The organism is Streptomyces sp. NBC_01498, from assembly GCF_036327775.1.
GTDB lineage: Bacteria > Actinomycetota > Actinomycetes > Streptomycetales > Streptomycetaceae > Streptomyces.
In genome coordinates this window covers 852,198-874,636 of record NZ_CP109598.1, presented here as the reverse complement: position 1 = coordinate 874,636, position 22,439 = coordinate 852,198, and the positions used below count along the sequence as shown (strand labels likewise).

Below are 22,439 nucleotides of genomic sequence, written 5' to 3'. Positions count from 1 at the left end.
GATGCGCTCCGGCCGGGACCACCGGGTCCTGGGGGACACTTCCTGCCGGGTCAGCCGCGCTGCCGTACCGGGATCTCTCCGCGCGGTTCGACTTCCCACGCGGGAGTCGTCCCCGCGAGCTGGCAGACCATCAGATAGAACGGGATCGGCGGGGTGTACGGCGTGGGCGCGTCCGGCCAGTGGATCAGCCGGGGGCGCGCGGCCGGGACCAGCGTCCCGGAGACGTAGCGCGCGGGCCGGGGCCAGTCCAGTTCGAGATCCGAGCCGGCGGGCACGATCCACCACCACCACTCGGTGTCCGCGAAGACACAACCGGTGCTGGGCAGCCTGCCCATCAGCCGGAAACCGTGCCGCGCGGGGACACCCACCGCGTCACAGCCGAGCGCGGCCGGCAGGGTCGGCGGCAGCGGCAGCCGCGCCAGACCGCTCCGCTCGTCGCGCAGCCCACGGGTGAACCGGCGCACCGCACCCATCAGCACGGTCGGCCCCGACCCGCCTCGTGCGGCAGCTCCGCCCAGACGACACGGCCGGCGCCGTAACCGGACGTGTCATGCGTTCCCCAGCTGCTGCACATCGCGTCCACCAGGAACAGCCCCCGGCCGCCCTCGCCGTCGGAGGCGCGGCGCAGCTGCGGGCCCGCGGGGCCGCAGCCCTGGTCCTCGACCGCTATGCGGAGCCGGCCGTTTCCTTCGCGCAGTTCGCAGATGACATGGTTGCCGGGTGCGTGCACCACCGCGTTCGTGACCAGCTCGGACACGACCAGGATCGCTGTCTCGACGGTCTCTTCCCTGGTGCCCCAACGGTCGAGGCGGGTCCGGGTGAGCCGTCTGGCACGGCAGACCGACTCGGCGTGGGCGGGCAGTGCGAAGCCGTATCGGCGGACAACGTTGCCAGGGCACACGGTCATCAGCGGGGGGGTGAGCGCGTTACCAGGTGCCACGACCGATTCCTAACGGGTGGGGGAGCAGCACCGTGCGGGACCTCCGGGGGAGCACGACATCTGCATGAGCTGGTTCACCGAACCACTCTCCACCCGTGCGGGACACTTGGCAAGTAGCACTGTGAAATTTTCAGAGTGCCGTGTTCTTCGTGGCAAGGGCATGGCACACTGCTGGGAACCGTGCATGGGGAGGTTCCAAAGTGAGTGAACCGCGGTCTGCCCCGACCGTGGGACAGGTCGTACTCGGCAAGCGGCTGATGGACCTGCGCGAGAGGGCCGGCCTGAAACGCGAGGAAGCCGCGAGGCTTCTCCGGGTGGCGGCGGCCACCGTCCGCAGGATGGAAACCGCCGAGGTCACGCTCAAAGTCCCCTACGTGCAAGTACTTCTCCGGGCCTACGGGGTCGGCGAGGCGGAAGCGGCGGCCTTCGTCGAACTGACGGAGGAGGCCAACAAGCCGGGCTGGTGGCAGCGGTTCCACGACATCCTGCCCGACTGGTTCAGCATGTACGTCAGCCTGGAAGGCGCCGCGTCGCTGATCAGGCAGTACGAACCGCATTTCGTGCCGGGACTGCTCCAGACGGAGGGCTACGCCCTGTCGGTCATGCACGCCGGCGCCGTGGGCAAGGTCCAGCCGGAGGCCATCGAACGGCATGTGGCGCTGCGGATGCGGCGCCAGTCCCTGCTCACGCGGTCGGACGCGCCCAGATTGTGGGTGATCATGGACGAGACGGTGCTTCGCCGGCCCGTCGGTACCCCGGAGATCATGCGCGCGCAGGTCGACCGGCTCATCGACGCAGCGGAGATGACCAATGTGACTCTTCAGATCGCGGAATTCTCCTCCGGGCACCACCCGGGGACCTACGGGCCGTTCGTCCTCTTCCGATTCGCCATGCCCGAACTGCCCGACATGATCTACAGCGAGTACCTGACCGGCGCCGTCTATCTCGACGCGCGCCCGGAGGTGGCGACCCATCTCGAAGTCATGGACCGCATGGCGGCTCAGGCCGCGACTGCACAACGCACGAAGGAGATCCTCAAGGATGTCCGCAAGGAGCTGTGAATGGATCCGATATACAACGGCATGCCCGCCACCGACCTCGGCGCCGAAGGCTGGCACAAGCCGTGGAGCGGTGGCAACGGCGGCAACTGCGTCGAGGCCATGAAGCTGGCCGACGGCAGGATCGCCGTTCGTCAGTCCAACGACCCCGGCGGCCCCGCGCTGATCTACACCTCCGGCGAGATCGCCGCCTTCATCCAGGGCGCCAAGTCCGGCAAGGCCGACTTCCTGCTGACCTGACCCGGCCGGGCCGACCGGGCTGATCCGGCCGGCCGACCTGTTCGACCCGTCGAACCGACCGACGGGGTCACCGTGACCCGAGGTGACGGAGCCCGACGCGATGTGACGTGAACCCCGCGCTCCATCGGCCGGATCCCGCCTGGTAAGAGCCGATCGATCCTGATCGGATCTGAACTCACCTGTTCCTTGTCCTCAGTTCGTGCCAGCAGTTCTTGCCGGCGACGTGAAAACTCATGGAGTGCGCATGACCGGGCATGACCCCATCGACACCAGCAGACCGCATCCCGCCCGGATGTACGACTGGTTCCTCGGCGGCAAGGACAACTATCCGGTCGACGAGGACATGGCCCGGCAGCTCCTCGAACTCAACCCGCTCGGCCGGGAGATGGCCAAGTGCAACCGCGCGTTCATGCACCGGGCCATCCGCTGGCTCGGCGCCAACGCCGGTATCCACCAGTACCTCGACATCGGCACGGGCATCCCGACCGAGCCCAACCTGCACCAGATAGCCCAGGAGGTCTCCCCGGAGGCCCGCGTCGTCTACACGGACAACGACCCCATCGTGCTCCGGCACGCCGAGGCACTGCTCCGCAGCAGCCCCGAGGGCCTCACCGAGTACATCCAGGCCGACGCGCGCGAACCCGACCGGATCGTCGAACAGGCCGGCAAGATCCTGGACTTCGACAAGCCGGTGGCCCTCTCGCTCATCGCGCTGCTGCACTTCGTCCCGGACGAGGACGGCGCGTACGAACTGGTCCGCAAGCTGCTGGAACCGCTGGCGCCCGGCAGTTACGTGGTCGTCTCCCACGTCACGGGCGACTACGACCCGGCCGGTTCGGACAAGGCGTCGGAGCTCTACAAGTCCAAGGGCGTGCCGCTCGCGCTGCGTTCCCGCGAGGAGGTCGCCCGCTTCTTCGACGGCCTCGAACTGGTCGAGCCCGGTGTCTCCCTGGTCGCCGAGTGGCGGCCGGAGCTGGGCGAGGTCGTACCCGTCCCGGGCGACGGGCTCATCCCCGGTTACGTGGGCGTGGCCCGCAAGCCCTGACCGGGGCACCCGCCGTGACCGCCGGCCACGGCGGCCGGGCGGGACACGGAACCGACACGGTCCGGATCTGCGGGGGTCCGGACAGGCAGGTGCTTCGGCGCCGCGGCGCTCGGGGGAGCGCGGCGGCGCCGAGGCGTTCTACGGCACGCTCCGGCGTTGCGCCGTGTACGCGGCCCGCGCGGGGTGTGCACGGCGCGCGTACGACTCCCGGGGGCCGGCACGCTCGGACCCAGCCCCCTGTCGTGTGCCGTGGACGCGCCGCGAACCCCGCCCGCGCGGGGTGCGTGCGGCGCGCGTACCTGCCCAGCCCGGCACGCTCCCGCTCCGTGCCGTGCACGCCGCCCGCGTACGACTTCCCGGTCCCGGCGCGCGCGGGAATCGGGCGGACCCCGACCGGTGTCCGTACAGCCGCCCGCCGGGACGCCTTCGGGGCCGCCGGACGGACGGCGCCCGTCGCCGGGAGGGGCACAATGTGCGGATGGTCCGACGCCCCGCACGCCCCACGCGCCCCTCCGCCGGCCCGCGCACGTCGGCGACCCCGCCCGCCTCGCGTGACGCCTCGCCCTGTCTGTGCGGACTGCCCGCCTCCTACGGAGAGTGCTGCGGCCGGTTCCACTCCGCGCTCGCCGCCGCCCCCACCGCCGAGCGCCTGATGCGCGCCCGCTACAGCGCCTTCGCGGTGGGCGACGAGCCGTACCTGATACGCAGCTGGCACCCCGTCACCCGGCCCTCCCGGGTCGACCTCGACGCGGCCATGCGCTGGGCGGGCCTGGAGATCCTGGCCACCACGGACGGCAGCGCCTTCCACACCACCGGCACCGTCACCTTCCGCGCCCGCTACACCCGGCGCGGCGAGCGGGGAACACTGCACGAGCGGAGCCGCTTCGAGCGCCACGACGGAGCCTGGGTCTATGTCGAGGGCACCTTCGTCGACGACTGACCCCGGCCGCGCGTGAACCGGAGACGAGCACCTCCGACTCCCGCGCGTCAGCCGGAGGCGAGCACCTCCGCCAGGTCGTACCGCACCGGCTCCTCCAACTGCGCGTACGTGCAGTCCCCGGGCGCCCGGTCCGGGCGCCACCGCCGGAACTGGGCCGTGTGGCGGAACCGGTCGCCCTCCATGTGGTCGTACGCCACCTCGCACACCCGCTCCGGCCGCACCGCCACCCAGGACAGGTCCTTCTTGCCCGTCCAGCGGCTCGGCGCCCCCGGCAGCCGGGCGCCCTCGTGGGCCGACTCCCGCGCCCACGCGGCCCACGGGTGCCCCTCGGCGGACTCCATCAGCAGCGGTGCCAGCTCCTCCACCAGCTCCGCCCGGCGCTTCATCGGGAACGCGGCGCACACCCCCACGTGCTGGAGCGTCCCCGCCGTGTCGTGCAGGCCCAGCAGCAGCGAGCCGACGACCGGACCGCTCTTGTGGAGGCGATATCCGGCCACCACCACGTCAGCCGTCCGCTCGTGCTTGATCTTGTACATCACCCGGACGTCCGGCCGGTACGGCAGATCCAGCGGTTTGGCGACCACCCCGTCCAGCCCGGCACCCTCGTAGCGCCGGAACCACTCCTCCGCCAGCTCCACGTCCGTCGTCGCCGGTGCCAGATGGACCGGGGCCCCGGCCCCCTCCAGCGCGTCGGCCAGGGCGGCCCGGCGCTCGGACTGCGCGGTGGACAGCAGCGACCGGTCACCGAGGGCGAGCAGGTCGAAGGCGACGAAGCTCGCCGGGGTCCGCTCGGCCAGCGTCCGCACCCGGGAGTCCGCCGGATGGATGCGCTCGCTGAGCCGGTCGAAGTCCAGCCGGCCCTCGTACGCGATCACGATCTCGCCGTCGACCACGCACCGCTCCGGCAGCTCCCGCAGGAACGCGGTGACCAGCTCCGGGAAGTACCGGGTCAGCGGCTTGCCGTTGCGGCTGCCGATCACCACCTCGTCCCCGTCCCGGTGCACGACGGCACGGAAGCCGTCCCACTTGGCCTCGTACTGCATACCGGGCGGGATACGCGCCACGGACTTGGCCAGCATCGGTTTCATCGGAGGCATCACCGGCAGATCCATGCCCCCGATTGTGCGCGGCGGACGTCCGGTCCGCCCGATGTGCGGGCCGGGGGAGCCCGGCCTACCGTGACGCGTATGGCGAGCAAGGGCGCGGCGACGGAGCTGGAGGTGGGCGGGCGGACCGTACGGCTGTCCAGCCCGGACAAGATCTACTTCCCCGACCGGGGGTTCACCAAGCTGGACGTCGCCCGGTACTACATCGCGGTGGGGGAGGGGATCACCCGCGCCCTGCGGAACCGGCCGACCACCCTGGAACGCTGGATCGAGGGCATCGCCGGCGAGTCCTTCTACCAGAAGCGGGTGCCCAAGAACCTCCCCGACTGGATCCCCACCGCCCGGATCGCCTTCCCCAGCGGACGCACCGCCGACGAGATGTGCCCCACCGAACCCGCCGCCGTGCTCTGGGCGGCCAACCTCGGCACCCTCACCTTCCACCCCTGGCCGGTACGGCGCGACGACACCGAGCACCCCGACGAACTGCGCATCGACCTGGACCCGCAGCCCGGCACCGACTTCGGGGACGCGGTCCGGGCCGCCCACGAGCTGCACGCGCTCCTGGACGAACAGGGCCTGAACGGCAGGCCCAAGACCTCCGGCGGACGCGGACTGCACGTGTTCGTGGCCATCGAACCCCGCTGGACCTTCACCCAGGTACGGCGCTGCGCCATCGCCGTCGGCCGGGAACTGGAACGGCGCATGCCGGGCCGGGTCACCACCGCGTGGTGGAAGGAGGAGCGCGGCGAGAAGATCTTCGTGGACTACAACCAGACCGCGCGCGACCGCACCATCGCCTCGGCCTACTCGGTGCGCCCCAACCCGTACGCCACGGTCTCCGCGCCGCTGCGCTGGGACGAACTGGACGACATCTCCCCGCGTGACTTCGACATCGCGACGATGCCCGCCCGCTTCGCCGAACTCGGCGACCTGCACGCGGACATGGACGCGGAGGCGTACGGCCTGGAGGGCCTGCTGGAGCTGGCCGCGCGGGACGAGCGCGACCACGGCCACGGCGACCTGCCCTACCCGCCGGACTACCCGAAGATGCCCGGCGAACCCCTGCGCGTCCAGCCGAGCCGGGCCCGTAAGCAGCCGGGGAAGCCGCCGCCCGACCCGGCGTGAGCGGTCCCCGTACGTCCGTCTCCTTGCCGCCGATGCCGGCGCCCACGCGCGCGTGGCCGCCGGGAACGGCGAAGTGCCCCTCCCCGCAGGGGAAGGGGCACTTCTGCGGCACGTCCGCGGCACCTCTGTCGGATCAGTTCTCCTCAGGAGGTGTCACTCGCGTGACGCCCGGTCAGAGCTCCTGGATCCGGATGTCGCGGTACGAGATGACATCCGTCGTGCCGTGGACCTGGAGACCGACATAGCCGGAGGCGTACCGCCGGCCGTCGGTGCCCGGGTCTCCGTCACGCGGCGGGGTGAACTGCTGACCGCCGATGTTGTCGAACTCGTTGATGACGACACCGTTGCGCAGGATCGTGTAGTGCTGGTCGACCACCCGGATCTCGTAGTCGTTCCAGCTGCCCTTCGGGGTGACGCCCGCGCCGGCCAGGCCGACCCGGTCGAAGCCGTAGAGCGACCCGGTCTTGTACATGTCGCCGTCCGGGCGGTCCAGGATCTGGACCTCGTGCCCGTAGTTGATGGCGACCCATTCCGGCCGGCTCTCCTGCGGGTGACCGTTGACGTCCGGGAAGCGCACGAAGACACCGCCGTTGGCGTTGCCCGTGCCCGGGGCGTCGTCACGGAACTGGAGCTTCAGCGAGAAGTCGTCGTACTTCCGCTCCGGGAACCACAGCATGCCCATGCCCGCGACGGTGGTGCTGCTCGTCATCGCGCCGTCGGCGGTCAGCGAGAACTTGCCGCCGCCGACCTGGGCCCACTTGGAGAAGGTCGACTGGGTGCCGTCGAAGATCGTGCGGTAGCCGGTCGTCTGACCCGGCTTGCCGATCTTCGACTGCTTGGCGGCCTTCGTGATCTTCGTGTGCTCGCGCTGGTCGATCACACCGTCCGCCTGGAGCTTGTCGAGCACGGTGGCGACATGCTTCAGGAACAGCGCGTGCGAGGACCAGTCCTTCTCGTCCTCGATCAGCTCGTTGACCGTGCAGCGGCGGGTGGTCAGACGGTTCGGCACACCGGTGTCGACGGCGCCGACGATGACCGTCAGACGGACGTCGTACTCGGGGCAGTTGGGGGCCGGAACGCCACCGCCCTGGGCGATGGTGAACGTCACCTCCTTGGCCACCGAGGTGTTGCCCGCCTTGTCCGTCGCCCGGTGCGCCAGCTTGTGGTAGCCCACCGCGTCGACGATCACGGGCGTGGTGTACGCCAGATACGGACCGCCGTCCAGCGAGTACTCGATCTTCTCGACCCCCGACTCGCCGTCGGTCGCCTTGACCGTCGCCGTGGCGCTGGTGATGTACGCGCCGTCGGAGTTCTTGTCACCGCTCACCGCGACCGTCGACACCGGGGCGGTGGTGTCCGCCACCGGAGGTTCGACGACGGTGAAGTCGACGGCCTTCTCGGCGGCGGCGTTGCCCGCCTTGTCGGTGGCGCGGTAGCGGATCTTGTGCGTGCCGAGCTCGTGGACCATCACCGGCGCCTCGTACGTCTGCCAGGCACCGCTCGCCCCGACCGCGTACTGGATGGTGTTGACGCCCGAACCGGTGTCCGACGCGGTCACGGTGACCGTGGCCATGCTCAGGTACGCGCCGTTGTCGTCCTGCTCACCGGTGACGGTCGCCGAGGTCTCCGGCGCGGTCGTGTCGTCCGAGGGGATCGGCGCGACGGTGAACGCGGCCGTCTTCTCGGCGGCGGCGTTGCCCGCCTTGTCGGTCGCCCGGTATCTGATGGCGTGTTCGCCGACCGTGTCGACCACCACGGGAGTGGTGTACGGCTGCCACTCGCCGTCGGCCCCGACCGCGTACTCGATCGTGTCGACACCCGAACCGGCGTCGGTGGCGGAGAGCGTCACCGTGGCCTGGCCGACGTACGCGCCGTCGCCGTTCTGGTCGCCGTCGATCGCGGCGGCCGTCTCGGGCGCGGTGGTGTCCTCGCCGCCGCCCCCCTCGGTGACGGTGAAGGTGCCGGTCATCATGCCGTGACCGGGGATGGTGCAGAAGTAGCGGTAGGTGCCCGGGGTCAGTACGACCTCGGCCGTCTGCACGCCGCCCTGCGCGTCCTCGGGACTGGCCATCAGATTGAGCGTCACGTCGTTGTTGTACTCGGGGTTCGAGGTGTCGAACGTGACCGTGTGCGGCATCGACGTGGTGTTGCCGGTCGACGTGTTGTTCGTGAAGACGATCGTCGCGGGACCCGCGACGGCCGTCGTCGGGAACGTCAGGTACTCCGTGGTGGAGTTCCCGGCCGTCCAGTTGAGCACCTGGGCCGCCGCGATCGGCGACTTCCCGTTGTCGCTACGTCCGTATGCCTGTGTCGAGGTCAGCCCCAGCACCAGCATCAACGAGCCCAGCAGGGCCGTCCACAGGCGTAGAGGTCGCTGTCTCAGTGCGCCGCCTTGCCTCACTGCGCCGCCTTCCTGGCCAGATCCGCGGCGGCGGGTGTGGCCTCGCCGCCCTTGTACGTCACGCGCCACAGCGCGGACTTCGCGTCGGAGGTGAAGAAGCCACGTCCGTAGTCGAGCACGTACAGCGAGCCGTCCGGGGCGAACTTCCAGTCCATGAGGTTGCGGATGCCGCTCTCACCGACCGGGATGATCTCCTTCAACGACTCGGCGTGCACGGGCAGTCCGCCCTTGCCCGCCGTCGCGGGGTCGAGCTCCACGGCGTGCCGCGGCTGGGTCTGGTCGTAGAAGTCGCCCACGAACCACTTGCCGTCCCAGTACGACGGCCATGCCTCGGCGCCCGCGGTGGCCGCGTCGAACCGGTAGAGCGGGCCGTTCATCGTCGCCTGGCCGCCGCCCTTGAGCCACGGCAGCAGGTACTTCGCCTCGGCCTGCTTGTAGCTCGGGATGCCGTTGGCGTCCCGCGGGTAGTCCGGCGCGCCGCCCTGCGGCGAGTACCAGATGGTGTTGCCGGTGACCGGCGGGATGTTCACGAGGCCGTCGTTGTTCGGCGACTCGTTCTTCGGCGCGTCGCAGTTGTACCAGCCCAGCGGCTTCGTCGGGTCCGGCAGATTGCGGTCGCGGTACGGCTGCTTGTTGCCCATGCAGTAGGGCCAGCCCTGGTTGCCCGCCTTGGTGATGGCGGCGAACGTGTCGTACTTCGCCGGGCCCCAGGTGGTGCTCGGGGCGCCCGCGTCGGGGCCGACCCAGCCCGCGTACAGGGTGTCCGTCTTCTTGTCGACCGAGATGCGTGCCGGGTTGCGCACACCCATCACATAGATCTCACCGCGGGTCTTGTCGCCGCCCTCGGCGGTCTCCTCGCCCGTGAAGAGGTTGCCGTCGGGCAGCGTGTACGTGCCGTTGGCCTCGGGGTGGATCCGCAGGATCTTCCCGTTGAGGTTGTTGGTGTTGCCGGCCGTACGGCGCGCGTCCGCGAAGGAGACGCCCTTGAAGTTCGGCTGCGGGTTGTTGCCGGAGTAACCGTCACTGAAACCAGAGGAGTTGTTGTCCCCGGTCGCGATGTAGAGGTTGCCCTTCGAGTCCCACGCCATACCGCCGCCCGAGTGGCAGCAGCTGTGGATCTGGACCGGCCACTTCAGCAGCGCCTTCTCGGACGCCAGGTCGAGCTTGTTGGTCGCGAGGTCGAGGGTGAACCGGGAGACCCGGCGCTCGGCCATATGGGTGTCACGGTTGATCCCGGAGTGCGGGGTGTAGTGCAGATACACCCAGCCGTTGGTCATGAAGCCGGGGTCCAGCTCGATACCGAGCAACCCCTCCTCGTTCTTGACCAGTTCGTCGCCGCCGCCCTTGTTGCCGAAGATGGTCAGGCCGCCGGCCTTGGTGACCGTCCCGGTCTTCGGGTCGTAGACGTGGATCTGGCCCTCGCCCTTGCCGATCTCCGGGTTCGCCCAGTCGGTCACCACGGGCTGGGTGTTGTCGCCGCCGCCGCGGCCGATGTAGAAGACCCGGCCGTCGGGCGCCACGACGGTGCCGTGCGGCTCGCCGATCTGGTCCGACTGACCCGGCTTGTTGGGCTGGGTGACCCGCTGCGCCGTGTAGTTGGAGGTGATCGACGCCTTGCAGTCGGCGCGCGAGATACGCGTGGTCCACAGCAGCGCGCCACGCAGGTGGTCGCGGAAGTCGGCCTCGGCGTACGAGTCGACGGTGCCGCCCATGCCGGTGTAGAAGGAGCGTCCGCCGTCGTAGTCGCGGCACCAGGAGATCGGGTGGTCCGCGCCGTTGGCGCCCGTACCCGGGTTGTAGGTGCTCTCCCGCAGACGGGCCACGGTGTGCACGTCACCGGTCGGGTTGGTCTCCCAGTTGAACCACTTGTCGGAGCGCTTCCACTCCCGAGGGAGGTTCTTGGTCGCGGGGTGCTGACGGTCCCCCACCTCGACGGTCGCGCGCTGCACGGTGTCGGGGCTGGTCCCGGCGGGCCGGGCGCCGATCAGTCCGGTGAACCACTCCGAGTACGGCTCGGTGCGCGCCGCGTCCCGGATGCCGACGAAGCCTCCGCCGGCCTCGACGAAGGCTTCGAGCCCCGCCTCCTGCTCGGGATCCAGCACGTCGCCGCCGCCCGTCAGGAAGACGACCGCGTTGAACGTGCCGAGCTTCGTGGCGTTGGTGAAGACCGAACCGTCGCCGTTGGTCACGGTCGTGAAGCGCTGTCCGGTCTGGCCCGACTGGCCGATCTTCTCGATCGCCTCGATACCGGCGTTGACGGTCGGGGACTCCTCCGACGCCGAGCCGTGGAAGACCAGGACCTTGACGTTCTTCCCGCCGGGAGGCGACGGAAGGGACAACGTTGTCGCCCGCGGCTCCGGGTACGGACCCGCCACGGCGTTCCCACCGAGCAGAGTCGCGGCCATCGTTCCGGCCACCACGGCCGCTGCCATTGCGCGCCGGGATCTTGACCGGCGGCGTGGTACGCGCTGCATGTGTTCACCCACCCATCTTTGGTCACAGCAACAGGCGTGAAGCTAGACCTCTTTGGGCGGTGAGCCAAGAGGTATCACCGGAATGGAACGAACTTTGTCCTGAGTGTGGATAAACGAAGATCCCCGAGCTACCGTGTGGCCGTTCCTGGGGCCTCACTGTGTCCCGACAGTCTCAGCACCGCATGTGGGGAGATCGGCATGGCGATGGACCGAAGGAGTTTCAACCGGCGCCTGATGGCCGGCGGCGCGGTCGCGGCAACAGGCGTGACATCGTTGTCCGTTGCCTCGGCCTCCTCGGCCGCCCCCGCGCCCATGGCCGCCGCGGCGGGCCCGCGGCGGGCACCGGCCGGCGGCACGGTGCACCATCTGACCATGGTGGCCGAGCGGTTGGGCACGGGGAAGATCGGCTACGGCTTCGAGCAGGGCAAGGCGACCGTCCCGGGCCCGCTGATCGACATCGTCGAGGGCGACACCGTCCACATCGAGTTCACCAATCTGACGGACGTCGACGCCAGCCTCCATGTCCACGGGGTCGACTACGACATCGCCAACGACGGCACCCGTATGAACAAGAGCCATGTACCGCCCGGCGGAAAGCGCACCTACACCTGGCGCACCCACAAGCCCGGCAAGCGCGCCGACGGCACGTACCGCGAGGGCAGCGCGGGCTACTGGCACTACCACGACCACGTCGTGGGCACCGACCACGGCACGGGCGGCATCAGGCAGGGCCTCTACGGCGGTCTGGTGGTCCGCCGGGAGGGCGACATCCTCCCCGACAAGCAGTTCACGATCGTCTTCAACGACATGCAGATCAACAATCTGCCGGGCAATCAGAGCCCCAACTTCGAGGCCACGGTGGGCGAGCGCCTCGAAGTCGTCATGATCACGCACGGCGAGTTCTACCACACGTTCCACATCCACGGTCACCGCTGGGCCGACAACCGGACCGGCCTGCTCAGCGGCGCCGGCGACACCAGCCGGATCATCGACAACAAGATCACCGGACCCGCCGACTCCTTCGGACTCCAGATCATCGCGGGCGAGGGCGTCGGCGCGGGCGCGTGGATGTACCACTGCCATGTGCAGAGCCACTCCGACCAGGGCATGGCGGGCCTGTTCCTGATCGCCAAGCCGGACGGGACGATCCCGGGGTACGAGCCGCACCACCCGGCACCCGCGAAGAAGGACGCGAAGGGCGCGGCCAGGGGCGCGAGCGCGCAGGGCGGCCACACGGGTCACTGACGGGGCGCCGGGAGCCCGGCGTCGCACCCGGCGCCGGGCTACCCCGTGCCCGCCCTCGGCGGCCCCGCATCGCGTCCGCGCGGTCGTGGGCCCTGGTCCCTGGCGCCGCGCCCTCGCCCGGCGGGCCGGGCCCGCACCGCGTCCAGCCCCTACCGTGCCCGTGTCTGCCTTGGCCCTCGCTGCCGCGCCCTCGCCCGCGGGCCGGGCCCGCGTCGCCCCCGTGGTCCCCGGGCGTTCGCTCCGTTGATCCGTCGGTGTGACGGCTCCGCCGGTCCGACCGCCCGGTCCGCCCGCTGATCCGGATCGCCTCCCGGCCGCGGTAGCGGGTCCGGTGGCCGGTCGCGTCGGCGCCGAACGGGAGCCACCGACGCCGGGGCCTCCACGCACCCCGGCATGATCGTGCGCACAGGCGTGGTGCTGTGCCCGCGTCATATGGCCGGGGGCGCCGACGCGCCACGCCGTACACGTGCGTCCGGCCCCGATCGGTAGCAGACTCGGGAGTGTCAGCCACGGGGGTCTCCTGAAGGAGCCACGATGCTCACCACTCGCTTCGTCCCGGGTTCACCGAACTGGACGGATCTCGCCACACCCGACATCGAAGGCGCGAAGACCTTCTATCAAGGCGTCCTCGGCTGGAACCATGTGTCGGCGGGCCCCCAGTTCGGCGGCTACGGGATGTTCCAGTCCGACGGCAAGACTGTCGCGGGGGCGATGCAGCTCCCCGCCGACCAGGCCCCGCCGTCCTGGACCCTGTACTTCCAGACAGCCGATTCCGAGGCCACCTCCGCCGCCGTGAAGGACCACGGCGGCAGGGTCGTGGCCGAGCCGATGGACGTCGAGGACCTCGGCCGAATGACGCTCTGCGCCGACCCGTCCGGGGCCGGGTTCGCCACCTGGCAGCCGGGCACCAACACCGGCCTGGAGGCCACCGACGACCCCGGCGCACTCTGCTGGGCCGAGCTGACCAGCCCGGACACCGGCGCGGCGGTCACCTTCTACGGCTCCGTCTTCGACTGGGGGACCACCTCCATGCCGATGCCGGGAGGCGGCGGCGACTACGTCATGGTCCACCCCACCGAGAAGGGCCCGGACGGCATGTTCGCCGGGATCGTCCCCGCGTCGGACGCCTCCGCCGCCGCGCCGACGGGGCCGGGCTGGCTCCTGTACTTCGGCACGGCCGACTGCGATGCTGCCGTGGCGAAGGCGGACCAGCTGGGCGGCACGATCGTCCAGGAGCCCACCGACATCGAGGGCGTCGGCCGCTTCGCCGTACTGGCGGACCCGTACGGGGCGCGTTTCGCGCTCATGCAGGGTGCGTCGCAGGACGGCTGACCGAGGGCCCCGGCCCGGAAACGATCCGGGGAGCGGCGGGACGGTCCGGAGCACGGGGCCGTGTCCGGGCACGGCCCCGCGGGCGTTGTCGCGGCCGGGGCATCCGTCCGGCAGCGCGGCCGGGGGCGACTTTCGGACGGTCGCCGAGCGGCGCGTTGATCGAATGTTTATCGGCAACGGGCAGCGTGTGTCCCATGCCGATCAATCGCATGGACACCGTCACCAGCATCACGGGACACGCCGGCCAGGAGCTGGCCTGGCAGGAGAACGCGCTCTGCGCGCAGACCGGGCCCGAGTTCTTCTTCCCGGCCCCCGGCTCGTCCACCCGCGAGGCCAAGCTCCTCTGCGGCGCCTGCGAGGGGCGCCGCGAGTGCCTCGCCTACGCCCTGGACAACGACGAGCGGTTCGGGGTGTGGGGCGGGATGTCGGAGAAGGAGCGCGAGCGCCTGCGCCGGGGCGGCCCGGCGAGCACGGGGACGGGATCGGTGGCCCCGGCCGTCACCGGGAGCGCCTTCCCGCACGCCCGGGTCGCCTGAGCCTGTCGTTCCCCGCCAGGTTCGGCTCAGGACCGGTCAGGAAGCGGGAAGCCGGAACGGTTCTCCGTACACCTTCCATCGCAGGGGCAGCTTCAGGTCCAGGTTGCCCTCCTTGAGGAAGACCCGCTGTGCCGTGTCGATGCGTGAGGTGTCCCGCTGCGTCTCGGTGACCTTCGTCCGGATCACCGCCCGGCTCCGGTCGAGGAACGCGTTCAGGTACTTCTTCTCCGAACCGCCCTCGGCCGCCGTCTTCGCCTGCTTCATCGCCGCGTGCCGGATGCCGTAGAAGCCGCCCGCCTCAAGGCCGGGCCCGTGCAGCAGCATCGCGTCGTAGTAGATGAACTGGCCGAGCGTGCCGAGGCCGTCCATCTTCGCCAGCCGCACCGCCGGGTCGAAGTAGACCCGGTCCCGGGTCCTGTCCTGGGCCTCGCGGAAGGCGGGCTCCTCGGCGGCCTTCTCCCACGCCTCGGGGAATCCCGGATCCAGGCCCTCGTGCGAGTCGGTGCCGTCGACCTCGCGCAGCGCGGGCAGATACGGCTCCAGCGGATTGCCGGGATGGTCCTTGGTGTATTCCTCGACCAGCTGGAGCATGTCGTTGGTCCCCGAGCAGAAGCCGATGACCCCGGCCGTGTAGCCGTTGCCGTCGTCCATGTCCTCGATCACGTCGTACTGGCTGCGCCAGTCGAGCGTGGAGTACTCCGCGCTCGCCACGATCCGCGAGGCGATCTCCTTCTTGCCGGGTTCGGCGAGCCCCGGCGGCATCTTCCCGATCCGCGCCTCCAGCTCCGCCTTCTCGTCGTCACTCGCGGACGCCAGCGGATTGGGCGCGGCACTCGCCGCGCGCTCCGGCGGGTGGTCGGCCAGGACCTCGGAGTCGTCGCCGTCCCCGCCGAAGAAGACGGAGACGGCGACCAGCACGGGCGCGCCGATGAGGAAAAGACGGGTGACAGGCTTCACGCCCGACAGCGTACGGCCCCCGATTCGAACAGGTGTGGGGAACTCCCTTTCGGAATCAGCACACTCCGAGGGGACACCCGGTGAACCCGTGGTGACCTGCGGCCGAGCGGGGCCGACGGGTCTGCCAGGGCCGGGCCGGGGGCCGGCCGTACGAACGGATCGCGGACGTACGGACCGGGGAAGCCGCGATCACGAACACACGGTCGTGGACCGACCGTCGCGGAGGAGCGGTTCCCCGGACGAACGGTGCCGGACGACCGTCGCGGACACACGGTCGCGAACGGCCGGTCCCGGACGAGCCGTCGCTGACGGAAAACTCCGGACGAGCCGTCAGCGACCGGCGCGCGCGGCCATCCGTGCCTTGCGGGCGGCGAGCTTCTCGTCGAACTTGGACGCCTCCGAGTCGAGCCCGCCCATGTACAGGCCCAGCTCCTCCTGCGCCTTGAGTCCCTCCGGGCCGAGCCCGTCGATGTCGAGGACCTTCAGATAGCGCAGCACCGGCTGGAGCACGTCGTCGTGGTGGATGCGCATGTTGTAGATCTCGCCGATCGCCATCTGCGCGGCGGCGCGCTCGAAGCCCGGCATGCCGTGCCCCGGCATGCGGAAGTCCACGACCACGTCGCGGACCGACTGCATGGTCAGATCCGGGGCGATCTCGAAGGCCGCGCCCAGCAGGTTGCGGTAGAAGACCATGTGCAGGTTCTCGTCGGTGGCGATACGCGCCAGCATCCGGTCGCAGACGGGGTCGCCCGACTGGTGGCCGGTGTTGCGGTGCGAGACGCGGGTCGCCAGCTCCTGGAAGGCGACGTACGCGACGGAGTGCAGCATCGAGTGGCGGTTGTCGGACTCGAAGCCCTCCGCCATGTGCGTCATCCGGAACTGCTCCAGCTTGTCCGGGTCGACCGCGCGCGAAGCGAGCAGATAGTCGCGCATCACGATGCCGTGGCGGCCCTCCTCGGCGGTCCAGCGGTGCACCCAGGTGCCCCAGGCGCCGTCGCGGCCGAAGAGGCTGGCGATCTCGTGGTGGTAGCTGGGGAGGTTGTCCTCGGTCAGCAGGTTCACCACGAGGGCGATCTTGCCGATGTCGGTCACCTTGGACTGCTGGGGCTCCCAGGCCGTGCCGTCCTCGAAGAAACCGGGAAAGTTGCGGGCGTCGGACCAGGGCACGTACTCGTGCGGCATCCAGTCCTTGGCGACCTTGAGATGGCGGTTGAGTTCTTTCTCCACCACCTCTTCCAGTGCGTACAGCAGCCGGGCGTCGGTCCACGCCTCCGAACTGCCGAGAGGGGGAGAGGTGAGTGTCACGGGTGCTCCTGGGGACGGGAGTAGTACCTACGGGTTCGTAGGTTACGTGACCGTAGGTTAAGGGCGCTGTAAGGCGAGAGCCAACCCCGGATCCGTGATGCCCGGTTACATGTGGTTATGCGCGCAGGTCGCGCGGGAGTCGCGTGAGGTGGGCCACGTACCTTTTCGCCTCCCGGCGATTCGACCCCAGATCGCCGAGAGCCGGGCCCCACGAGCCGGTCCCTGCGAGCCGGTCCCCACGAGCCGGGCCCCACGAGCCGGTCCCCACGAGCCGGTCCCTGCGCCCCCTGCGCGAGAAGGTGCGGAACCGCGGGGGTGCCCGCCGGTACGGCACGCGCGCCGTACCGGCGGAGCCCCCGTCGGGCGTCAGGCTCCCGGCTCGCGCCGGAGGTGTTCGGCGGTGAACGACTTCGGATGGCCGAGCAGCTCGGCCGGCGTCCCCTCGAAGAGGATCTCGCCGCCGTGCTTCCCCCCGTCCGGGCCGAGATCGATCACCCAGTCCGCCCGCTTGACCACGTCCAGGTTGTGCTCGACGCAGATCACCGAGTTCCCCGCGTCCACCAGCCGGTCGAGCAGCGCCAGCAGCGTGCCCACGTCCGCCATGTGCAGCCCGGTGGTCGGCTCGTCCAGGACGTACACGCTGCCCGTGCGGTGCAGCTTCGTCGCCAGTTTGATGCGCTGCCGCTCGCCGCCCGACAGCGAACTGAGCGGCTGACCGAGCGTCAGATAGGTGAGCCCCACGTCGTTCAGCGTGCCCAGCCTGCGCGCCATCGTCCGGTCGCCGCCGAACTCCCCGAAGAACGGGATCGCCTGAGCGGCCGTCATCTCCAGGACGTCGACGATCGACCGGCCGCCCACCCGCAGCGCCAGGACGTCGTCGTTGAACCGCCGCCCCTCGCAGGCGTGGCAGACCGTCGTCACCGGGTCCATGAACGCCAGATCGGTGTGGATGACGCCGCGCCCCGCGCACACCGGGCAGGCGCCGGACGAGTTGAAGCTGAAGAGACCCGGCTCGACACCGTTCTCCTTCGCGTACACCTTGCGGACGATGTCCATGACGCCGAGGTAGGACGCCGGGGTGGAGCGCGACGAGGCCGTGATCGCGCCCTGGTCGATGACGATCGCGTCCGGGTACGCGGCCGTGAACACCTCGGAGACCAAGGTCGACTTGCCCGATCCGGCCACTCCCGTCACCGCCGTCAGCACACCGGTCGGGAAGTCCACGTCGACGCCCTTGAGGTTGTGCAACGTGGCGTTTCGCAAGGGGAGTTGGCCGGTCGGCGTGCGGAAGGACGTCTTGACGGACGTACGGCTCAGCAGATGCCGTCCGGTGAGGGTGCCGGACTCCCGCAGCCGCTCCACCGTCCCCTCGAACACGACGTGCCCGCCGTCGGCGCCCGCGCCGGGCCCCATGTCGACCACATGGTCCGCGATCGCCACCACGTCCGGGTCGTGCTCCACCACCAGCACCGTGTTGCCCCGGTCGCGCAGCCGCCGCAGCAGATCGTTGAGCCGCCCCACGTCGCGCGGGTGCAGACCCACGCTCGGCTCGTCGAAGATGAAGGTCAGCCCGGTCAGTGAACTCCCCAGGTGGCGCACCATCTTGAGCCGCTGGCCCTCACCGCCGGAGAGCGTGGTCGTCTCCCGGTCCAGGCTCAGATAGCCGAGCCCGATCCCCACCAGCCGGTCGAGCCTCTCGCGCGCGGCGGCGGCGATCGGCGTCGCCACCGGGTCGTCGATCCGCGCCAGCACCTCGGCCAGATCGGCGACCTCCATCCGCGTGTATTCGGCGATGCCCAGGCCGTCGATACGGGTGGCCAGCGCGGCCTCGTTGAGCCGCGCCCCGTCGCACGCCTCGCAGACCCGCTCCACCGTGAACCGGCTCGCGGCCTCCCGGCGCTTCTCGGACATCGTGGCCGTGTCCCGGTTGAGGAAGAGCCGGGTGAAGCGGCCCACGATGCCCTCGAACCGTACGTCGGCCGGTCCCGTCCGCATCTCCAGCCGGACGGTGAAGTCGCCGCCGTGCAGCAGCAGTTCGCGCTCCTCGGCGGTGTACCGGTCGACCGGCTTGTCCGGGTCGAAGTGCCCCGACCCGGCGTACAGGTTCCACTCCCAGCCGCCCACCGTGAGTCCGGGTAACAGCAGCGCGCCCTCGTTGAGGGACTTCGACCAGTCCACGGCGCGGTCCAGGTCGAGCCGCACGACCCGGCCGATGCCGTCGCACTCCGGGCACATGCCGGAGGGGTCGTTGAAGGAGTACGCGGTGGCCGGTCCGGCGCTCGGTGTGCCGTACCGGGAGAACAGCACGCGGATCACCGAGTAGATGTCGGTCATCGTGCCGACGGTGGAGCGGACGTTGCCGCCGAGCGGCTTCTGGTCCACGACGATCGCCACGGACAGGTCGTCGATCGCCTCGACGTGCGGGCGCTCGTGCTTGGGCATCCGGCTTCTGAGGAACGCCGTGAAGGTCTCGTTGAGCTGCCGCTGCGACTCCACGGCGATGGTGTCGAAGACGATCGATGACTTGCCGGACCCGGAGACCCCGGTGAAGACGGTGATCCGGTCCTTCGGGACGGTCAGCGAGACGTCCTTCAGGTTGTTCTCGCGGGCGCCCACGATGGTGATGTTCTGAGGCATGGCCCGAAGCTAACGGGGAAATCAGACAGCTTCTGTCCGACTTTCCGTACGGCGTCGCCCCGGCTTCTCCCCGGGTGGGGTCGGGGTTCCCCACGGCACGGAGAAGGGGCGGCGGCGCGGCGCGGCGGGGGAGGGGCCCGGCGGGTCTCAGCAGGCGTCACGCAGCAGTTCGGCCACGTCGTGGTCCAGGTCGAGGAGCAGATGCTCACAGCCGACGGGCACGACCCCGAGGGAGCGGTCGAGGAACGCCCGTACCTCCGAGGTGCGCACATGGACCATCGCGACGCCCTCGGGGGCGTGGAACTCCAGGACCGTACGGTCGTAGCCGAACGGCCGCACCCGTACGTCGCCGAGCCCGGCCGGCTCGTCCACACCGACGGTCAGCAACTCGCGCGAGAACGCCCAGGACACCTCCATGCCCTCCAGCGACGCCGTGGCCGGAAACGCCATGCGGACGGCGAACGGATCGTCGCCGTCGTAGCGCAGGGTCGCGGGAACGTTCTCCTGCCGGGGCGCCGAGGCGACCAGCCGGGCTTGCAGTGCCTGCTCGATGACGGTGGACAAAGCCAGCTCCCCTTCGCACGGCTCGGGCGGACAACAGTCGTCCGCGTACAGGGGAGGACGACGCGGCGGGCGGAAGAGTGCTGGCAGATCGTTGTGACCTGCGTCACCATTTTTCCTACTCGCGGGTCGGTTCGCGGCGGCCACCGGTTCGAGCGGCGCGGGTCGGTTCCCCTGTCCACCTGATCGCCAGGCTGCGGGGAGCGCTCGGGCCTACGCTGGCCGGATCATGACGACGCCCAGAACGCCCGCCGTACCCGCCACAACCGCAGTACCCGTTACGCCGGCCGACGAGGCCGAGGCGCGGGCGATCCAGGACGAGTTGCGCGAGCGCGTCGTGCTCGACGAGGCGGGACCGGCGGCCGGGACCGGTCTGGTGACCGGGGTCGACGTGGCGTACGACGACGAACGGGACGTCGTCGCCGCGGCGGCCGTCGTCCTGGACGCCGCCACCCTCGCCGTCGTGGACCGGGCGACCGCCGTCGGCCGGGTCGCCTTCCCCTACGTACCCGGGCTGCTCGCCTTCCGTGAGATCCCCACCGTCCTCGCCGCTCTCGCCGCCCTGACATCCGCGCCGGGGCTGGTCGTCTGCGACGGATACGGCCGGGCCCACCCGCGCCGGTTCGGACTCGCGAGCCATCTCGGGGTGCTGACCGGGCTGCCGGTGATCGGCGTCGCGAAGAACCCGTTCACCTTCTCGTACGAGCAACCCGGCCCCCGGCGCGGCGACTTCACGCCGCTGCTCGCCGACGACGGCGAGGAGGTGGGCCGGGCGCTGCGGACCCGGGACGGGGTGAAGCCGGTCTTCGTCTCCGTCGGTCACCGCACCGACCTCGACACGGCCTGCGCGCACACCCTGCGCCTCACCACCGGCTTCCGCCTCCCGGAGACCACCCGGCAGGCCGACAGCGTCTGCCGCAGGGCGCTGCGCGAGGCCCTGGCCACGGCGGATCCGGCGGCGGACGGTCACTGACCGCGATTCCGGCGGTCGGACAGACGACCACCCGCGCCGAATCCGGCCCGCGCCGAATCCGACACGCACCGAATCCGACACGCACCGAGACCGACCCAAACAGAAACCGGCCCGCACCGAAACCGGCCCGCACCGAAACCGGCCCGCACCGAAACCGGCCCGCACCGAAACCGGCCCGCACCGAAACCGGCCCGCACCGAAACCGGCTCGCACCGAAACTGACACGCCGTCGAGCGATGAGTTCCGCCCGCCGTCCGAGTCCGTCTCCACGGGAGCCCGGCGGCCCGTGCTGGGGGCGGGCCGCCGGGTTCCCGCCCCGCCGCCAAGCATCACGGTGCCCGGCCGCGCCCGTCTCAGCGCGCGTGCGCCACCCGGAACGTCATTCCGGCCGCCCGCAGCCGCTCCAGCAGCGCGTCGCCCATCGCGGTCACCGGCGTGACCTGGCCCGCCGTCCTCGGAAGGTCGTCGAAGGCCAGGCTCAGCGCCGACTCGGCCAGGATCTTCGCCGTCTCGTCGTACCCCGGATCGCCGCCCGAGACCTCCGTGAACACCCGGCGCCCACCGCCCTCGCCCACGAACCGCACGGTGAACCAACTCGACCTCCGGCGCGCCTCGCTGGGCCCGCTGCCCGGCCCGTACCACCGCGTCAGCGCCCGCCGTACCGCCCCCACCTGCGCCAGCGCCGCGCCCGCGCCCGCCGCCACGGTGCCGCCCAGGGCCATCGGCAGCGACGTCACGGCGGCGTAGTGCCGGTAGCGGAAGTCGGGGCCGTAGCGCGGTACGGCCGCCGCCGAGCGCGCCACCACCCGCGCGTCCAGGGTGGGCAGCGGCAGCGCCCAGGCGCCGGTCTCCGTGCTGAAGTGCGGTGCTCCCAGCGGCCCGACGGCCCGCCGCCCGACCAGCCGGGGCTCGTGCAGCCGCCGCTGCTTCGCGGCCTCCAGGGCCGGCCGGGCCCGGCTCACCGCGTTCAGCGCCGAGGCGAGCGTCCCGCCGGAGAAGGACGCGTGGGCGCGGACGAACCCGTCGATGCGCAGTGGCACGTCCGGCGGCAGCTGCCGCACCGTGAAGTACGCGCCCAGATCGTGCGGTACGGAGTCGAACCCGCAGGCGTGCACCAGCCGCGCCCCGGTCTGGTGCGCCCGGTCCTCGTACTTCAGATACATCCGGTCGACGAACTCCGCCTCGCCGCAGAGGTCGGCGTAGTCCGTCCCGGCCTCGGCGCAGGCGGCGACCACGTGTTCGCCGTGCGTGACGTACGGGCCGACGGTCGTGGCGAGCACCCGGGTCGACCCGGCGAGGGCGCGCAGCGCGTCGGGGTCGGCGGAGTCCGCGACCAGCAGCGGCAGTTCCGCGCAGCGCGGGTCGATACGGGCGAGCCGGGTCCGCAGCCGCTCCAGTCTGCGCCGGTCGCGTCCCGCCATCGCCCACCGGCAGTCCTCGGGCGCGTTCCGGGCGAGATACTCGGCCGTGAGGCGTCCGACAAAGCCGGTCGCCCCGAAGAGCACCACGTGGTACGGGCGTTCCGCCCCGTTCTGCCTGTTCATCGAGTCTCCGCCGTTCCGGC

18 protein-coding genes and 1 pseudogene are annotated in these 22,439 nt (G+C 70.8%); 9 read left to right on the top strand and 10 right to left on the bottom strand.

Features of this window, described 5'->3' with window-relative positions; translation table 11 throughout:
* Window positions 1–50: 50 nt before the first annotated feature.
* The gene (locus OG875_RS03300; RefSeq protein ID WP_330177588.1) at window positions 51–473 is read right to left on the bottom strand and encodes a hypothetical protein; all 423 of its coding nucleotides are present in this window, start codon (window positions 471–473) and stop codon (window positions 51–53) included.
* The gene (locus tag OG875_RS03295; protein ID WP_330172694.1) at window positions 473–940 is read right to left on the bottom strand and encodes an ATP-binding protein; all 468 of its coding nucleotides are present in this window, start codon (window positions 938–940) and stop codon (window positions 473–475) included. Before OG875_RS03295 ends, OG875_RS03300 begins: the two co-directional genes overlap by 1 nt.
* 200 nt (window positions 941–1,140) lie before the next feature.
* Between OG875_RS03295 and OG875_RS03290 the strand changes: the two genes are divergently transcribed.
* The 4 genes from OG875_RS03290 to OG875_RS03275 all read left to right on the top strand — a co-directional run bounded on the left by OG875_RS03290 (window position 1,141) and on the right by OG875_RS03275 (window position 4,223).
* Complete coding sequence (locus tag OG875_RS03290; RefSeq protein ID WP_330172693.1) at window positions 1,141–2,001, top strand: helix-turn-helix domain-containing protein; 861 nt, start codon at window positions 1,141–1,143, stop codon at window positions 1,999–2,001.
* Window positions 2,002–2,238 (top strand): DUF397 domain-containing protein, encoded by a 237-nt coding sequence (locus tag OG875_RS03285; protein ID WP_330172692.1) that lies wholly within the window; start codon window positions 2,002–2,004, stop codon window positions 2,236–2,238. It abuts the gene before it with no gap.
* 244 nt (window positions 2,239–2,482) lie between these two features.
* Window positions 2,483–3,283, top strand: a complete 801-nt coding sequence (locus OG875_RS03280) for an SAM-dependent methyltransferase (RefSeq protein WP_330172691.1) — start codon at window positions 2,483–2,485, stop codon at window positions 3,281–3,283.
* 478 nt (window positions 3,284–3,761) lie between these two features.
* Window positions 3,762–4,223, top strand: coding sequence for a YchJ family protein (locus tag OG875_RS03275; protein WP_330172690.1), 462 nt, complete (start codon window positions 3,762–3,764; stop codon window positions 4,221–4,223).
* Window positions 4,224–4,270: 47 nt separating this feature from the next.
* Here OG875_RS03275 and OG875_RS03270 read toward each other — a convergent pair whose 3' ends face one another.
* Window positions 4,271–5,335, bottom strand: coding sequence for an ATP-dependent DNA ligase (locus OG875_RS03270; protein WP_330172689.1), 1,065 nt, complete (start codon window positions 5,333–5,335; stop codon window positions 4,271–4,273).
* 75 nt (window positions 5,336–5,410) lie between these two features.
* On the opposite strand from OG875_RS03270, the gene ligD reads away from it, so the two are divergent.
* Entirely contained in the window at window positions 5,411–6,454 is a 1,044-nt protein-coding gene (gene ligD, locus OG875_RS03265) for a non-homologous end-joining DNA ligase (protein ID WP_330172688.1), read from the top strand.
* A 172-nt stretch (window positions 6,455–6,626) separates the two neighbouring features.
* On the opposite strand, the gene OG875_RS03260 is transcribed toward ligD, so the two are convergent.
* Together OG875_RS03260 and OG875_RS03255 are read right to left on the bottom strand one after the other, a co-directional pair.
* Complete coding sequence (locus OG875_RS03260; RefSeq protein WP_330177587.1) at window positions 6,627–8,789, bottom strand: OmpL47-type beta-barrel domain-containing protein; 2,163 nt, start codon at window positions 8,787–8,789, stop codon at window positions 6,627–6,629.
* Window positions 8,790–8,851: 62 nt separating this feature from the next.
* A complete protein-coding gene (locus tag OG875_RS03255) occupies window positions 8,852–11,329 on the bottom strand; it encodes a ThuA domain-containing protein (protein WP_330177586.1) in 2,478 nt (825 codons plus the stop codon).
* Between the two features lie 204 nt (window positions 11,330–11,533).
* On the opposite strand from OG875_RS03255, the gene OG875_RS03250 reads away from it, so the two are divergent.
* From OG875_RS03250 to OG875_RS03240, 3 genes and pseudogenes are all read left to right on the top strand, one after another.
* Complete coding sequence (locus OG875_RS03250) at window positions 11,534–12,574, top strand: multicopper oxidase domain-containing protein (RefSeq protein ID WP_330177585.1); 1,041 nt, start codon at window positions 11,534–11,536, stop codon at window positions 12,572–12,574.
* Between the two features lie 534 nt (window positions 12,575–13,108).
* Window positions 13,109–13,906: a VOC family protein gene (locus OG875_RS03245; protein ID WP_330172687.1), complete on the top strand. Its 798-nt coding sequence runs from the start codon at window positions 13,109–13,111 to the stop codon at window positions 13,904–13,906.
* Window positions 13,907–14,100: 194 nt separating this feature from the next.
* Window positions 14,101–14,367 (top strand): annotated as a pseudogene (locus tag OG875_RS03240) (WhiB family transcriptional regulator); the annotation flags it as partial.
* Between the two features lie 111 nt (window positions 14,368–14,478).
* Here the strand turns inward: OG875_RS03240 and OG875_RS03235 are convergent.
* The 4 genes from OG875_RS03235 to OG875_RS03220 all read right to left on the bottom strand — a co-directional run bounded on the left by OG875_RS03235 (window position 14,479) and on the right by OG875_RS03220 (window position 19,905).
* Window positions 14,479–15,399: a chitosanase gene (locus OG875_RS03235; RefSeq protein WP_330172686.1), complete on the bottom strand. Its 921-nt coding sequence runs from the start codon at window positions 15,397–15,399 to the stop codon at window positions 14,479–14,481.
* A 330-nt stretch (window positions 15,400–15,729) separates the two neighbouring features.
* The gene (locus OG875_RS03230; protein WP_330172685.1) at window positions 15,730–16,704 is read right to left on the bottom strand and encodes an acyl-ACP desaturase; all 975 of its coding nucleotides are present in this window, start codon (window positions 16,702–16,704) and stop codon (window positions 15,730–15,732) included.
* A 366-nt stretch (window positions 16,705–17,070) separates the two neighbouring features.
* On the bottom strand, window positions 17,071–19,341 hold the full coding sequence (locus tag OG875_RS03225; protein WP_330172684.1) for an excinuclease ABC subunit UvrA: 2,271 nt from the start codon (window positions 19,339–19,341) through the stop codon (window positions 17,071–17,073).
* Between the two features lie 147 nt (window positions 19,342–19,488).
* Window positions 19,489–19,905 (bottom strand): SsgA family sporulation/cell division regulator, encoded by a 417-nt coding sequence (locus OG875_RS03220; RefSeq protein WP_330172683.1) that lies wholly within the window; start codon window positions 19,903–19,905, stop codon window positions 19,489–19,491.
* 226 nt (window positions 19,906–20,131) lie between these two features.
* Here OG875_RS03220 and OG875_RS03215 point away from each other — a divergent pair, with 226 nt between their 5' ends.
* Window positions 20,132–20,875: an endonuclease V gene (locus tag OG875_RS03215; RefSeq protein WP_330172682.1), complete on the top strand. Its 744-nt coding sequence runs from the start codon at window positions 20,132–20,134 to the stop codon at window positions 20,873–20,875.
* 353 nt (window positions 20,876–21,228) lie between these two features.
* On the opposite strand, the gene OG875_RS03210 is transcribed toward OG875_RS03215, so the two are convergent.
* Window positions 21,229–22,419, bottom strand: a complete 1,191-nt coding sequence (locus OG875_RS03210; RefSeq protein WP_330172681.1) for a saccharopine dehydrogenase family protein — start codon at window positions 22,417–22,419, stop codon at window positions 21,229–21,231.
* Window positions 22,420–22,439 lie beyond the last annotated feature (20 nt).